The 13805-nt window shown below is 37.4% G+C and carries 15 protein-coding genes and 3 pseudogenes; 3 read left to right on the top strand and 15 right to left on the bottom strand.

Going from position 1 to position 13805, the window contains the following annotated elements:
* The first annotated feature begins 129 nt into the window (after positions 1–129).
* The gene (locus HQN90_RS26655; RefSeq protein WP_173224353.1) at positions 130–687 is read left to right on the top strand and encodes a hypothetical protein; all 558 of its coding nucleotides are present in this window, start codon (positions 130–132) and stop codon (positions 685–687) included.
* 181 nt (positions 688–868) lie between these two features.
* Here the strand turns inward: HQN90_RS26655 and HQN90_RS26650 are convergent.
* From HQN90_RS26650 to HQN90_RS26585, 15 genes and pseudogenes are all read right to left on the bottom strand, one after another.
* Positions 869–1253: pseudogene (locus HQN90_RS26650) on the bottom strand (beta/alpha barrel domain-containing protein); the annotation flags it as partial.
* 35 nt (positions 1254–1288) lie between these two features.
* Positions 1289–1765 carry an ABC transporter permease subunit gene (locus HQN90_RS40040; RefSeq protein WP_173224351.1) on the bottom strand — a complete coding sequence of 159 codons (477 nt, stop codon included), beginning with the start codon at positions 1763–1765 and terminating at the stop codon, positions 1289–1291.
* 233 nt (positions 1766–1998) lie between these two features.
* On the bottom strand, positions 1999–2970 hold the full coding sequence (locus HQN90_RS26640) for a metal-dependent hydrolase (protein ID WP_173224349.1): 972 nt from the start codon (positions 2968–2970) through the stop codon (positions 1999–2001).
* 113 nt (positions 2971–3083) lie between these two features.
* Positions 3084–4376 carry an ABC transporter substrate-binding protein gene (locus tag HQN90_RS26635; RefSeq protein WP_173224347.1) on the bottom strand — a complete coding sequence of 431 codons (1293 nt, stop codon included), beginning with the start codon at positions 4374–4376 and terminating at the stop codon, positions 3084–3086.
* Positions 4348–4785 carry a DUF6941 family protein gene (locus HQN90_RS26630; protein ID WP_173224345.1) on the bottom strand — a complete coding sequence of 146 codons (438 nt, stop codon included), beginning with the start codon at positions 4783–4785 and terminating at the stop codon, positions 4348–4350. Before HQN90_RS26630 ends, HQN90_RS26635 begins: the two co-directional genes overlap by 29 nt.
* Before the next feature lie 5 nt (positions 4786–4790).
* Complete coding sequence (locus HQN90_RS26625; RefSeq protein ID WP_173224343.1) at positions 4791–5216, bottom strand: hypothetical protein; 426 nt, start codon at positions 5214–5216, stop codon at positions 4791–4793.
* Positions 5213–5752, bottom strand: a complete 540-nt coding sequence (locus HQN90_RS40035) for a MauE/DoxX family redox-associated membrane protein (protein WP_173224342.1) — start codon at positions 5750–5752, stop codon at positions 5213–5215. Before HQN90_RS40035 ends, HQN90_RS26625 begins: the two co-directional genes overlap by 4 nt.
* Entirely contained in the window at positions 5753–6187 is a 435-nt protein-coding gene (locus HQN90_RS26615) for a thioredoxin domain-containing protein (RefSeq protein WP_173224340.1), read from the bottom strand.
* A 226-nt stretch (positions 6188–6413) separates the two neighbouring features.
* A pseudogene (locus tag HQN90_RS40030) lies at positions 6414–6518 on the bottom strand (ATP-binding cassette domain-containing protein); the annotation flags it as partial.
* A pseudogene (locus HQN90_RS40025) lies at positions 6492–6944 on the bottom strand (ATP-binding cassette domain-containing protein); the annotation flags it as partial. The pseudogenes HQN90_RS40025 and HQN90_RS40030, both read right to left, overlap by 27 nt.
* Positions 6945–8018: 1074 nt before the next feature.
* Positions 8019–8513, bottom strand: a complete 495-nt coding sequence (locus HQN90_RS26605) for a hypothetical protein (protein ID WP_173224338.1) — start codon at positions 8511–8513, stop codon at positions 8019–8021.
* 101 nt (positions 8514–8614) lie between these two features.
* Positions 8615–8782: a laterosporulin family class IId bacteriocin gene (locus tag HQN90_RS40020; protein ID WP_173224336.1), complete on the bottom strand. Its 168-nt coding sequence runs from the start codon at positions 8780–8782 to the stop codon at positions 8615–8617.
* Positions 8783–9289: 507 nt separating this feature from the next.
* A complete protein-coding gene (locus HQN90_RS40015) occupies positions 9290–9721 on the bottom strand; it encodes a transposase (protein ID WP_173224334.1) in 432 nt (143 codons plus the stop codon).
* A 164-nt stretch (positions 9722–9885) separates the two neighbouring features.
* On the bottom strand, positions 9886–10314 hold the full coding sequence (locus HQN90_RS26590) for a hypothetical protein (protein WP_173224332.1): 429 nt from the start codon (positions 10312–10314) through the stop codon (positions 9886–9888).
* 143 nt (positions 10315–10457) lie between these two features.
* Entirely contained in the window at positions 10458–11069 is a 612-nt protein-coding gene (locus tag HQN90_RS26585) for a helix-turn-helix transcriptional regulator (RefSeq protein WP_173224330.1), read from the bottom strand.
* A 1457-nt stretch (positions 11070–12526) separates the two neighbouring features.
* Between HQN90_RS26585 and HQN90_RS26580 the strand changes: the two genes are divergently transcribed.
* Together HQN90_RS26580 and HQN90_RS26575 are read left to right on the top strand one after the other, a co-directional pair.
* Entirely contained in the window at positions 12527–13045 is a 519-nt protein-coding gene (locus HQN90_RS26580; RefSeq protein ID WP_173224328.1) for a hypothetical protein, read from the top strand.
* Positions 13046–13114: 69 nt separating this feature from the next.
* Positions 13115–13615: a hypothetical protein gene (locus HQN90_RS26575; protein ID WP_173224326.1), complete on the top strand. Its 501-nt coding sequence runs from the start codon at positions 13115–13117 to the stop codon at positions 13613–13615.
* Positions 13616–13805 lie beyond the last annotated feature (190 nt).

The following is a 13805-nucleotide window of genomic DNA, read 5'->3' as shown; positions in this document are numbered from 1 at the left end:
AAATAGCATATATAATGTGACTCAATACGGTACAACGTAGTTGCATATAAAATTAAAAAATACAAAATTTGGATAACAGTCTTTTTGTTAGTTAAGATATATGTATAGAACATTTTGGGAGGAAGGAAATTGAAATTCAAATTTGTAATTCCTATTCTCGTCACAGCCTCCTTGTTAACTGCCGGATGTCAGGCAACGACTAGTAGCGCACCAAAAAAATCAAATGTAACTGAGTCGTCTGCTTCGCCAACCGTTGGAACCGCTAAAAGGAATCCTATACTTCTATACAGCGTAGTAGACCTGAAGATTCCTTTAACAAGTATCCCCTATTATTCCCGCAGAGAAGTTTCTGTGTTACCTGAAACTACATTTAAACAATACGATGAAGGTCATATGCCAACTCTTGGGGATTCTTTTACATGCGCTGTAATCAAGACGTCTAATTTAACCTCCGAGGATATTGTAAATGTTAACCCTAGTGAGGCTAAAAACACGAATACCATAACAACTAAAGAAGGAATTCTTATCAAAAGAATAGATAAAAACACATTTATTGATGGTGATGAAAGAAAAGCTGAATATGATATTACGGTCCCAGATGTAGGTGAATATTTAATATCCGCCGAGAAACCAGCTGGAACTGACATCTTTTTTATCACAAAGATTTCCTTAGTGTTGCAAGGTTAGAATTCATATTATATAGAAAAAAGACTACCATTGGGATTATTTTTATGTCTGTGTTCGATTGCAATATCTGAATTGTTCAGCTCCACCGATGACATATAAATTCTGATATTACAAAAAACGGGCACTCCCACTAACTCGGAGTGCCCGATCAAATAATCAAAAAATTAGAATTACAACAGAATCAAGATAGCGAACTCAGCACTTCAGGGCTGAAAGGTTTCAGCTCGTCAAGTCGGCCATCGCGGTCCTTAGCCGCCCATGCCGGATCAACCAGCAGCGCACGGCCGACTGCAACCAGATCGAACTCTTCATTGTTAAGCTTGTCGGTCAAGGCATCCACGTTCGCCGTACCTCCATTTTCCCCTCTAAACGAAGATAGAAACTCATTATCCAGACCTAGAGCCCACAGTGATTGTAGGTTTGCCGATTAATTTTTTAACCCAGCCTGCAAAATTCAGATCAGAACCGACGAACTCCGGTTCCCAGAAGCGGCGGGTCGAGCAGTGGAATACATCAACGCCCGCTTCTACAAGCGGCGCAAGGAATTTGGCCAGTTCATCCGCGTTCCAGGATGTCAGCGACCATTTGACGGGTACCGCCTTCAGGGAGATGAAACCCACGCATAGCTGCATAAAGCAGCATACAAAGCGGAACAATCAATCTGGCGGATGTAGCAACAAGTGTAAAGGCGTAGCTGCGAATCATCCAAATCCGGTGCTCGGAGCATTGCTTGGAAACCGCGTACCGGAACCCTTTCAAAAGAAATTCCGACACAAGTCATCCAAAACAAAAAGATACCTAAATATTTACCGATGACAATTGCCATCTTCGATGTTTTTGTGACTAGGAATCGAATTGTTTGATTCTCAATTTCTCGATTAAGGAAGTCATGGGAATGAGTTAGTACAAATAAAAACCCGAGCACGTTTATTAAAAATCGCATCCCGGACAAATACGGATTCGACTGATTGCCGAACCCTTCAAGTAGAGCTTGATTGTTTTGCACAAACTTTGCTATGGACATTGACACTACAACGAATAGAAGAATAATTGCTACTGACTTAAAACTTTTGAACATGCTTATAAATTCTTTTTTCACAATTGCGAAAAAATGGCTTCTCTCCTTCTCTAATTTTTAGAGCTGTTCTGTGTAGCTTTTCGCTTAAATACAAAGGATGATATATCCAACAATACCAATGACCATTATGATATAAGGCATTCGTTCTCCTAGACCATCATGTGAATTACAGCTCCCTAGAATATGGGCACCGCTGCCTTTTTTGTTTCATGAGATGTAAGCTTACGAGGTCCCTATCGTTTATCGATTAACTTCATTGACATATAGGTAATCAGCGTTTCTTTTAACTGACCATTGACTTCAATCCACTTGTCGTCTAACAGAGCAAACACAAGTTCATGCGTGGAATCATTTGCAAGAATATAGTGCTGCTGATTATAGTACGTTTCATAGTTAACAGAAAAATATTGCTCTGTATTAGATGAACCTTTTCTGTATACTATGTTGTTCACGTTTGTAATGATACCTACATGCGGAAAGATAACATTGAAATTTGTGTTTGCCGATCCACCAAAGAGTGGAACAGAACCTGTGATTACCCTATACTCCCCAATTACTTCAAAAGACCAGCTCAACCAGTCTAATGGATTAAGCTCCTCGATTAAATTAGAAGTTCGTGGAATAACTACATACTGTGTAGAGGACTGATCGGGATATAGAGATTTAATTAAAGCCTCCGTATTTACTTTCGAGCATACCCTTAAGCCTGTATATACAAAAACGATGATAAGGACTGTATATAAAACTAGAAGACGTTTAGGTGAAATGAACACTATAAGTACGCCTACTGCCAAAGGCAGCCATATCCAAGGATCTCCAAGCAAGAGGATGCTAGCGCTTATTTCCATCTTACTAAGCGGGAAGAACAAAGCAACCTCATGCCCTAAATAATCAACTAATAAGTGTCCAATGATAAGAGCAGTTGTAAAGGAAAGCCAGACTCTTATAAGGCTTTTATCTTTGTAAACTATCCTGGAAACTAGAACAAGAGGTATGACAAGAATTGGCGAAAGAAAAATAGAATGACTCCACGTGTAGACTGTCCCTGGTCCTAAAATGTCTGGAAGAACACCTGCAATGCTTCCTGAGATGATAAAAAATAGTCTTCGTCTTATCGTACTAGTATTTGAATTCCTATCTAAAATCAAAATAACTAAGCTTGCGCTTACCAACATGTGCGTTAACACATGGCCGAATAGAACCATATTTTAAACCTCCACAGCATATATCCACTATTTCCAAAAACCTAAAAGGAGAAAAGAAAGCTCCTCTTTCCAAGTTTCTGAAGAGAATAGAGCTTTCTTAGCTTTCTACTAAACTATTCTTGTTCAATGAACAGTTTGGCTTGTTCCTGGAGATATTTCACTGCACGATCTCCGCTTGTATTTCCTTTTACTATCTTGCTTATTTCCTCTTGAACCGCAGCATTAAATGAACGGCTAAAGTTTAAAGGTACGTTAATAGACCCATAACTTCTGGTGTCATAATTAAGCGAGTAAAATGGTTTTAAGGAATGACCATACTTTTCTTTAGAGTAGTTCACTCTTGTAAATAAATTATTAACTGATTTTGATTTAATTTTAGCAACTTCTTCACTATTAATAAATTTAATGACATTCCACGCCTGTTCTTTATGTTCAGAATCGGAGTTCACACCAAAGATAACATTAGGTCTTAGTGTATATGTGGCATCACGCAAACTTGGGTCAACTGGAAAACTAACTATTCCTACGTCTAGTTTGGTCTTCTGTAAACGATCTAGCAATGCTTCCGATTCCACCGTCATTGCAGCCTTTCCATCTACAAATAAATCTGTAAATTCGGGGGTCAGCTCCCCTGTTTTTTGCTTTTGAGGATAATAAACAGTATTTGATCTGTAAACTTCGGCAAGTGAATCTAGCAAGTTCCCCCAAGCTGCGCTATCGGACATCACCTCTAAAGGGGCTGACTGATTTTTATGAAGGATACTTAGGCCATTTGTTCTACCCAACATATTAAGTAAATCATACGGAGAATACACCGTAGAAAATCCATATATCCCTTTATCATTACCGTTGAACCTCTTCGATAAGTGAAATATCTCTTCCCATGTCATCTGATCATGAGGATAGTCAACGCCATAGGTACTAAATAGCTGTTTATTATAATAGATAACATTACTTGAGAATGTTGGTGCCAATCCAAAGATACTTCCTTTTTCCTTATCTCTAAGAATAGAAATAATACCTTTTTGCATGTTCTCGATATCCAGCTTATCCTTTCGAATCCAAGGATCTAGATCCATAAGTAATCCTTTTTCGATATATTCTAAATACTCATCATAGCTTCTTACAAAAATAACATCTGGCTTTTCATCTCGAATAAATTGAACGATTTCATTTTCTGGATTTTTTGCGTTACGAACCATTTTTTTTATAGAGATAACTTCAAACTCCAAATTTTTAAAATTTGAACTTAACAGATCTCCATATTCCTCATTGAACAGCTCTTCATTGTAATATAATATTTTAACCTTTCCTTCTAATTTACTTGACTCAGGCGTAGAAGAACAACTAGTACAAATAACTACAAGAAGTATGGCATTAAGAAAAACTAGAAGTTTGTTCTTCATATGCAATCTCCTTCTGTTCATAAATCTCTTCCACCATACGAACGTGGATGGGGTAAATTGAAATCAAAGCCCCGTCTACAAACAATTCAATCATGTGGTTTCCTGTCTTGCAAAAAATAGTAGTTAGTCTAACACAAAAGTCTAAACCTGATATCTGATCGTTACTCCGTGGGTTATATTGTGTAATAGTTTCGGACTTAGTAATATCTTTTTGATTATCATCTTTGATCACAATTTGTATTTCAACTGGTACGTCTATGGGAATAAAACTTAGCTTTATAAAAACTTCTAGCTTATTTACAAAGGGCAAAGCATTAGTTTCAAGTTTATTCAACACCCTGTCAAGGGTGTACATTTTAAGACTGGGATTAAAATTTGCCTGATTGGTAACTATCATTTGACCGTACATTATGTTCACTCCTTAAAGATATGAATAGAATGATCTTTTACTAGTCCCGCATTCCTAAACAGGGGATGATAACTGATACATGTTGGGAAATTTACAATACCTAGCAACTGTGAAATTTGCCCTTTCTCATCCTTCAACACCGTAAATTGGAAGTTGTCATATTTTTTTAGAGCATGGACTTTCCAGTCAGGGCCTTGATAAACAATAATTATCTGATAATCTGGCCAATTCTGCTTTACTGCTTCAAGGAAGATTACATTTCTCTTATCCGTATAAATCAGGAATAATAATATAGTTTTTCGTGGTAACGTTTTACTATCGCTAACTGTCTTTTGACGAGATAATAACAATGAACCTATTTTTTTAGATTTAATATAATAAATGATAAAACCTATACATAACCAAGAGCAGCCATAGAAAATATAAATCATTGGGCATCTCTTGAAATCGAAATTACTTTTTGATATCGCTTCGAAACATTAGACTCCTTGTATAACTGAAACAAGCATGCGATCGTAACGAGTGGCAATGTCAACTGCAATGATTCTACCTTAATCTGATCATTATACGCCGGTGCAATTGAGCCAGTAATTGATACGATAACTAGAATCAGATTTCGAATGATCGAATGTTTTATATTTGTTTGCTTTGTGCTTGATCCGAAACAATTGCAAGTTACCTGCTTTTGTTGACGTTTTGCATGTACGAATAAAATTGTAAATAACAACATTAGAACAGCAGAACCAATGAACGCCAACCTTACATGGATGTACTCAATAAAACTTACACCTAATCCAATCTCGATAAAAATTACAGAGCAGCCAACAAATACGATCAATCGCCCTTTAATAATACCAAAACTTTTAATAGAATGATAAAATTGGATAAATGAAAGAGATTTAGCTGTAGCGCTAGATAAATACATAAACCCTAGTAACATAGCTAAAAAATTCGAAATTATAGACATTTATACAACCTCTGTCATTTGGGTTAGTTTAATAAAATCTTCTGCATTGTAGATAATCCCCTTACTTTTAACGATCCCATAACCATCGACGACAATAACAAATGGATGATGTGAAACTTGAAAACAAGAGAACATTTGGTCTATGGAAAGCAAAATTAACGAGAAATCCCATTGAAAATACTCACTCAGCTCTACCAAATCTTCCTTGTCTCCATCAATAAAAAGGTACACTTCCAGCCCACTTTGTTCCCTGATAACACTTATTTGAGGTAATAAATCTACGCAATGTGAGCAATACAGCGACAAACAAATTAGTGTAGCACCATTTGAGGCAAAATTAAGTTCAATATCATTCCCATCATAGCTTCGAAATGTTTGAGTTAAAATCTCTTCGCCTTTCTCTGGGCCTGTGTCTTTGATTAATTGACTTTTCATCGGCAACCCTCCACTAGGATTCATACCATTCTTTCTGTTGAATCCACATTTGATAATAATCTCCCTTTGCATGCAGTAGCTCTTTATGACTCCCTTGCTCTTTTATTTCTCCACTCTTCATATGAATGATCCTATCAACTTTACTGGAGATACCAACTCGGTGAGAAATAATGATTACCGTTTTATTTTTAGTTAAAGATAAAATGTTATTGAAAATTTCCACTTCACTTTGAGGGTCTAATGCTGCAGTGGGTTCATCCAGCACTAAAATTTCAAAATCCCGAAGCAATAGTCTGGCAAGTGCTACTTTTTGCCACTGCCCTCCTGAGAGCTCTACAGAATTCCTGTCGAAATCACCCAATGGCGTATCGAGATGTTGATGGAGATGGTATAAATCAAGAAGTTTCAGTGATCTTAATAAAGAATAGAGGTCGTTATCGTTACTAGCATTATTACCTATAGTAATGTTATCCCGCACAGACATCTTATACTTCATAAAATCTTGGAATATGGCACCACAACGTTTCCATATGGACGCTTTATCCAGATCATTAATGTCAACATCGTCATAGAAAACGGTTTTGGAGGGAGATTCATACAAACCGAGCAGTATTTTAGTCAACGTTGATTTCCCTGCTGCATTATCCCCAATTATTGCTACTTTCTCACCCTGTTTGATTTTGAAGTTAATCCCCTTTAAAGCTGCTGTTGTGCTATTGGGATAGTAAAAAGATAAATTTTTCACTTTAATGCTCATCTTAAGTTCAAAACGCTTTGAAGCATTTACATGAAGTGCAGGTATGGGAACAGCAACCTTATGATATTCTTCAACATATCTTAAGTTTTCGACTAAGCCTTTGATATCTAATAAATAATTTATGATGCTTCTATCAGCAAGAAACGCAGCCAAAGAAATGGAAACGTAGTCCCCAATTGTCATGCTCCCTTTTTGGGTTAAATAAATAATTAGAAAAAGGATAATCAACTTACTGAAAAATGTTAATATTACACTTGTTATTGAAGGAACTAAATTAACTTTGGCAGCACCTAATGTTAAGTTCAACACGTCTTTCTTTGCTCTCATCCATTTACTTTTAAAATATGCAGTAGCGTCAAAAAGTAAGAATTCTTTCTGTGCATCTTTACGCTTTAAAAGACTGGAAAAATATTCACTGATATTATACTTTCTCGCCATTTCAAGATTAAAATTTACAAGTGGATCAATAACTCTATAGACCACCATTCCGCGGAATAGGGAAAACAAAAGAATGATTACTGCGAATAAATAATCACTTTGTATGATCAGGAACAATGAGATAGCTGCTGTAAACAATGACTTAACACTCTGTGCAGTAATTTGAAAAGTCGCTTCCAACTTAGACATTCCTAAAGACCACACCTGCATATTACCTAGAAAAGCAGGATTTTCTCTTTCCAATAAAGGCATTTTCGAAATCATTTCGATCAATTTCTCTTCTTTAAATACAGTTAGTTCTTCGCTCCACTTCTGATTCTGGTACCTCAATATGATATCAATTAACTCTTCAATGAGTCCTATAGAAACCATTATCGCTACAAAAATCATCGCCATATCATATTTAGATGCTGTAAGATTATCTATAATGTACTTATTCATCTGAACGGTGATATTTGATTGGATCGCCATAATTACACTTGTACCAATTGCAAAAATTACATAGAGGGGCTTGTAGTTCCATATATATTGTAATGAAAAGTGCAATAATTTCAGCATTTGTGGGATTTTAACGAGTATACTAAAAGCCGTTGACTTTTGATTTGTTTTCAAATTATTTTCCATTATAAGCTTCCCTTATTCCACAGGGACAGAGTAAAAAACCTCAAGAAGAGGCCACATCTTCTCCTCCAGAGATACCTTTTTATTATAAAAGTTTCCACAAGAAATAACCTGCCCTTTTTTATTGAGGATAATAACAAATGGGACTGAATCAAAGTTAAATACCTTGCGTATATGAGTAAAATCTGTCCGTATAATTGGAAATAAAAAAGCATGCATACTTAATAAAGTCTCTACACAATCTGGAGCCCCATTTAAGAGCATACAATATGAAAAAGAACTATAGGATTGAACGATTTCCTCTATAGCATCATAACGGCAAGCTCCACAGCTTTCGCTCATCACGAAAATAACCGTTCCACATGCCTGTTGGGCTACCCAGGCAAAGTCAATAGGTTCTTGGTCTTCAAAAGCTCTCAGTTTAGCAGGGAAACCAAAACCAATTTCATAAGATAAATGTGTTGATTTTTTCAGGAATTTTCTATGATTCTTTTGGTCTACTTGCATCATCTCTCACCTCAAACATAATAATAGTTTAAGGGCGCTCTACACCACGTGTGGATTATAGAGCGCCCAACAAAAATATCAAATATCTGAAAACGTACTATTTATTAGCAAGAACCTTTAAATTCTGTTTTGCAGTATTGATTGCTTCCACTGTTGCAAACTTGGTATTGATGACGATACCATTGTTTTCGATCCAAGTGACATATGTATCCCTCAGCTGGATCATAAACCCACTCTTTTACACCATCTGGACAAGTAGTTTGACAAGCCATAGAATAAAACCTCCAATTAATTAGTAATAGTATTAGTTCATATAGGAAAAGGAATCACTACTACATTAGAGTTTTGTAAAGTTACCTAACCCATGGATAAGCGAGCGCGCTATAGGAACTTTACTCTCTAGACTAAATGTATGATGGAATATACAGTCATTCCAACAAGCTTCGTCCTCTACCTATTAACTATACTATCAGATTTACCATTATATAAATATAACCCATATTAGGTATTTTTTGGTTTGTTGATTTATTTTACCACTTATTAAATTCATGGTAAATATCGGTAGTTTTCCAGTTTTGTCTTTACCCAAAGAAACATGGCGTAATGCTTGGGCCAATATAAATCAATAGTCTTGCAAGCTGCTATACCTCTGTGTCACAATCAATAGAGATTCGCTTTATGCCATTGTTGGTGTTGACGTGGATCTGGCAACGAGTGTGTACGGCCGCGAACCATTTCACCGTGGATGTAGCCTCTATCATCACTTGTTTTTTATTTGTTTAATTCGTGAAGTGCCACAGAGAGTATCGTTTCTGCTGTAAACATGAGCTCAAAATTAGCATGGTGATGCGCCTCCGATTCGAGTGGCATTTTTCAAAAGCCAATTCCTGTTTGGCTGTGCGTAAAAACACTTCAATCCGCCAGCGCTTCACGTAGGTCCGTAGTGCTTCCTCAGAGGCATTAAAACGGTTACTACTCAGTAGATATGCGCCTTTGTACGTTACAGGATTCTCGTCTTCTAGAGCTACTTCAGCTTCAATCTGAGTGATCTTACAAAATAATGAAGTATTTCGCTTCGCTTTTGTAACCCAATCAAATTCGTGTTCCTCCAGAAATGCCAAAAACTCCTTACATAAATACCAACGATTCATGGTGACCCACAAACGGGAAGCCTTTGATTCGCGCAACATGAGTAGCATTTGTTTAGCCAAATCGATCGATGTTATGTCTTCGCCTTTTGTTCAAGCTTATGCCAGACACGATAAAACAAGAGATACTCTAGGCCACTTTGTAACACGGCCTGCAGGACAACCAGGTTCATCGCCCACACTTAACTTTTCTTCGATGAATCAAATAACAAGGCTAGAAAGGGAAGCTACTTGGCATAAGGATGGGCAAGATGCGTATCGTCCAGATTAATGACATCGCCATCTTGAAGATTAGTAGTGTCAACCTGCTGCTGACGTTCCTCACGTTTTCCCCAAAACGTCGTCCACGTAAAAGAATTCGTAAAGAAACGGCTTATCGTATATTGAGCAAGCTTCCATGGCTGAAACATTTCTTTGAGCAAAGCGTCTTTGTCTGCTAACTTCGACATTTGGATGACCGAGGCGCAATTGGAGACGAGACCCGTGACATAAAGAAAACAGATCAGCCAAGATGGTGCACCGCTACGCTTCATAATCCCTGACTGAGTGAGAAACAATGAGAAATCAAAATCATCCCACATTCTTTTCAAAATAGGTGCGCCTGCACATTCGCCATGATTTAAATCCTTAAATTTCGGTTTTTGTAACACTGACATTGGAAACCCCCTTATAATCTTGAAGATATACCTTGTTTGAAAGGTATCCTTCGTAATTATTAGAGTCATTCTGAAATGACAAGCATTTTCTTGTGGAACGCCATACATTTACTTCAACTGCATAGGTCATGTTTATTTATTTGCTAATATGACTGGACTTTTCTAATAAAGTCAATTCTATTCCTCACGCCAGTTTTGGAATAAATACGTTTAATATGTGTCCGAACTGTTTGAATAGAAATAAATAAATGATTTGCAATTTCTTTTAATGCTACATTTTCATATAAGTAATTTGCTACCTCTTTCTCTTTTTTAGTCAGCCTAAAATGCTGACATACATCAAGCAATTTATGATTACTCTGATTACGTGATTCATGTTTCCCCACATTTCTTACAATATAATCAAGAATTAATTTTATAAACTTTCCCTCTACGGGCGTTTGGCAAGTAAGGCACAAAAATACATCTTGCATTAATTTCATATTAATCGGAACCCAATGGCTAATCCAACTAGCATGAATTGATTTTCCTTCATTTTGTATAATTCGTTTTTTTACACTTTCTACTATATCTTCATAATAATTCACATCTAGAACTACAGGTGATTGAATATAATGAATCGTTCTTTCTTTGGCACAAATTAATAAAAAGCAATAATTATTAACTAAATAGGGGTGGATAAAATGAACTTCTTCTCTTATTAACTCTGTTAACCAGTGAATATCCAACATATTATTTACTTCTTGCAAATACATTAAATTTTACACCTCAATTCAGGTAGGTTGTCCTTCCCTATAAGAAATTACCAACATTTCCCAATTAATTAAATTATCTAGTAGGACCTATGCAATTAAAGATATATTTTGGTAAAAGACCGCAATGGATAGATAACACTTGACTTTTTGAATTCACCACAATAATTGCGAAGGATGCCTTATCCAAGTTGTTATTTCAAAATTATAGGTGTTATTCTAATGAAAACGCTACAAGAATCGAAATATCGCGATTTACAGCTGAGTGAGTGTACGGGTGTCCCTATGTTACGTACTTATTTGGAAATATTAGAAACTCTTCTACTCTTATATTCAGTCTGCCATGATGAAGTGCAGTGGAACTCCGACCTGCTTGCTATGTTTTCTCTACGTTGTGGGTCTCATTTCGAATTGCTCTTCCGTTGTCCAAAAATGGCAGATATGGCTCAAAAGGACTGTAATTAAAACTCATGTTTAACTCATGGACTCTTGCACAGTATACAATGAGCCGCTTTTTCATCACTTCATTTGCGTGGAAGACGTTTGGGAAAAAAGCGAATCGAACGCCTTTAGTAAGATGGGCAAACTCGGCTGCAGGAAGGAGATGTTGTGAATTTAGATGACACTTCCTGTGCTCATCCTTACCATAAACAACTCCCGTTTTTGTCACGGTTCTTCGATCATTCTACTAAAACTTATTCTTGGGGGATGAATCTGGTCGTGATTCAAGCTGTCTTGAAAAGTGGGCTAGAGTATCCTTTGTTTTTATTCGCTGTGGCACAAACCTGAAACCAAGGGTGAAGGTCTTACGAAGTTGGATCTCGCAAAATAAACGCTCTTGCTGCTGCGTGAATCTGTGAAATGCCGATTATGGGTAGCCATGAATCGTTGATATTTGTGTAAGGATTTTTTCGCATTTCTAGAATCGAATCAGTTTGATTGGGTGACCAAGGCAAAGCGTAATACGGCTTTATTTCGAAAGGAAATCGAACCCTTGACTCCGATCATGCTTATTCGAGAAGTGTTTAAGCAGATAACTAGTTAAAAGACATCAGGTCTGGCATCCGTCGCGATTCCAGGTATTTATATGAAACAGCCTCATGCCGTAACCAATGCCACGGGAAAACAAGTTACTAAACAGAGATATGTTCAGATTGCTGCTGTTGTGTCCATACGCTTGAAGAAAGACGAGCAATCTTTAAACGTAGAAATAAAGTGCCACTCCGAATCCAAAAACATAGCATTACATCCTTTTTTTACCAATATATCATAGTATGAACACATTGGGCTATATTTGTTTTAATTTATCATTATTCATGAGTTATGCAGTTCGAGATAAATATTGGTAAAAGCCAAAAAGCATAGTTAGATAAAAAATACTTGACTTTTGGAATTCGCCACAATAATTGCGAAGGATACCTTAACCAAGGTATTACTTCAAATATGCAGGTGATTTTCCAATGAAATATCGTGATTTACAACTGAGTGAGTGTGCAGGTGCCCCCATCTTACGTACCCTGTGGGAACGTTTTGACATGTCGCTACTCTTAACTCAGTCTGGCATGATGAAGCGCTGCGGAACGCCATCCTGGTTGCTATGTTTTCTCTACGTTGTGGGTCTCATTTCGAATTGCTCTTCCGTTGTCCAAATGGCCGATATGGCTCAAAAGGACTCGTTATTAAGACACATGTTTAAGTCACGGAAACTTGCCCAGTACACGATGAGCCGCTTTTTCACCACTTCTTTTGCATGGAAAACGTTTGGTAAAAAGCGAATTGAACACCTACAGCAAGATGAGCAAACACAGCTGCAAGAAGGGGATGTTGTGAATTTAGATGATACTCACTGTGCTCATCCATACGCGAAACAACTCCCGTTTTTATCCTGGATTTTCGATCATTCTACGGAAACATACGCATGGGCGATGAATCTAGTCAAGATTCAAGCTGTCTTGAAAAGTGGACTCGAGTATCCTTAGTTTTATTCTATTTGGCCTAAGCCAGCTACCAAAGGTGAGGGCCCTTCGAAACTGGATCTCTCTAAACAAATGCTCTTGATGCTGCGTGAATCTGTGAAATGCCGATTATGGATTGCCATGGATCGTTGGTATTTGTGTAAAATTTTTTTTGCATTCCTAGAGCTGAACCAATTTGATTGGGTGACGAAAGCGAAGCGCAATACAGCTTTATTTCAAAAGGAAATCGAGCCTCTTACTCGAAGAGAACGTTACGTGCCGCTTACGCCCATCATGCTGATCCGTGAAGGGTTTAAACCGTTGACACGCCAGGCTACAGTCGGCCTAGCATCTATTGCGATTCCAGATATCTATCTGAAGCAGCCCTATACCTTAACTAATCGCAAAGGGAAACAAGTGACCAAACAGAGATATGTTCAGATTGCTGCGATTGTCGCCATGCGTTTAAAGGAAGATGAGGCTTCTTCGAACGCTGAACAGCTAGACGACGAGTCTCCAGCTACCTACAAAGGTGCTTACCTCATCATTAGTAACCGCCATGTCGCCCCAGGAAGCTTTGCAGACTTATGTTAAACGGCTGGCGAATTGAGGTGTTTTCCGCACAGCTAAACAAGAACTAGCTTTTGAAAAGTGCCACTCTGAGTCCGAAGCACATCACCATGCTCATTTTGAGCTGCTGTTTACAGCGGAGACCTTGCTAGCCGTTGCTTTATTTGAAATGAACAAAGAAAAAACGAGTGATGATAAAGGCTGCACCCACGGC

Source organism: Paenibacillus alba, assembly GCF_013204855.1.
Classification (GTDB): domain Bacteria; phylum Bacillota; class Bacilli; order Paenibacillales; family NBRC-103111; genus Paenibacillus_E; species Paenibacillus_E alba.
The sequence above is the reverse complement of the archived record's forward strand: the minus strand, read 5'-3'. Positions and strand labels throughout refer to the sequence as shown.

Bases quoted from the DNA above. Each gene is read 5' to 3' on its own strand.
- HQN90_RS26575 (WP_173224326.1), top strand. From the start codon at position 13,115: ATGCTCTTGATGCTGCGTGAATCTGTGAAATGCCGATTATGGATTGCC.
- HQN90_RS26625 (WP_173224343.1), bottom strand. From the start codon at position 5,216: ATGATTTATATTTTCTATGGCTGCTCTTGGTTATGTATAGGTTTTATC.
- HQN90_RS26585 (WP_173224330.1), bottom strand. From the start codon at position 11,069: ATGTATTTGCAAGAAGTAAATAATATGTTGGATATTCACTGGTTAACA.
- HQN90_RS26615 (WP_173224340.1), bottom strand. From the start codon at position 6,187: ATGAAAAGTCAATTAATCAAAGACACAGGCCCAGAGAAAGGCGAAGAG.
- HQN90_RS26640 (WP_173224349.1), bottom strand. From the start codon at position 2,970: ATGGTTCTATTCGGCCATGTGTTAACGCACATGTTGGTAAGCGCAAGC.
- HQN90_RS26630 (WP_173224345.1), bottom strand. From the start codon at position 4,785: ATGTACGGTCAAATGATAGTTACCAATCAGGCAAATTTTAATCCCAGT.
- HQN90_RS40020 (WP_173224336.1), bottom strand. From the start codon at position 8,782: ATGGCTTGTCAAACTACTTGTCCAGATGGTGTAAAAGAGTGGGTTTAT.
- HQN90_RS26605 (WP_173224338.1), bottom strand. From the start codon at position 8,513: ATGATGCAAGTAGACCAAAAGAATCATAGAAAATTCCTGAAAAAATCA.
- HQN90_RS26635 (WP_173224347.1), bottom strand. From the start codon at position 4,376: ATGAAGAACAAACTTCTAGTTTTTCTTAATGCCATACTTCTTGTAGTT.
- HQN90_RS40035 (WP_173224342.1), bottom strand. From the start codon at position 5,752: ATGTCTATAATTTCGAATTTTTTAGCTATGTTACTAGGGTTTATGTAT.
- HQN90_RS26580 (WP_173224328.1), top strand. From the start codon at position 12,527: ATGAAATATCGTGATTTACAACTGAGTGAGTGTGCAGGTGCCCCCATC.
- HQN90_RS40040 (WP_173224351.1), bottom strand. From the start codon at position 1,765: ATGTTCAAAAGTTTTAAGTCAGTAGCAATTATTCTTCTATTCGTTGTA.
- HQN90_RS26590 (WP_173224332.1), bottom strand. From the start codon at position 10,314: ATGTCAGTGTTACAAAAACCGAAATTTAAGGATTTAAATCATGGCGAA.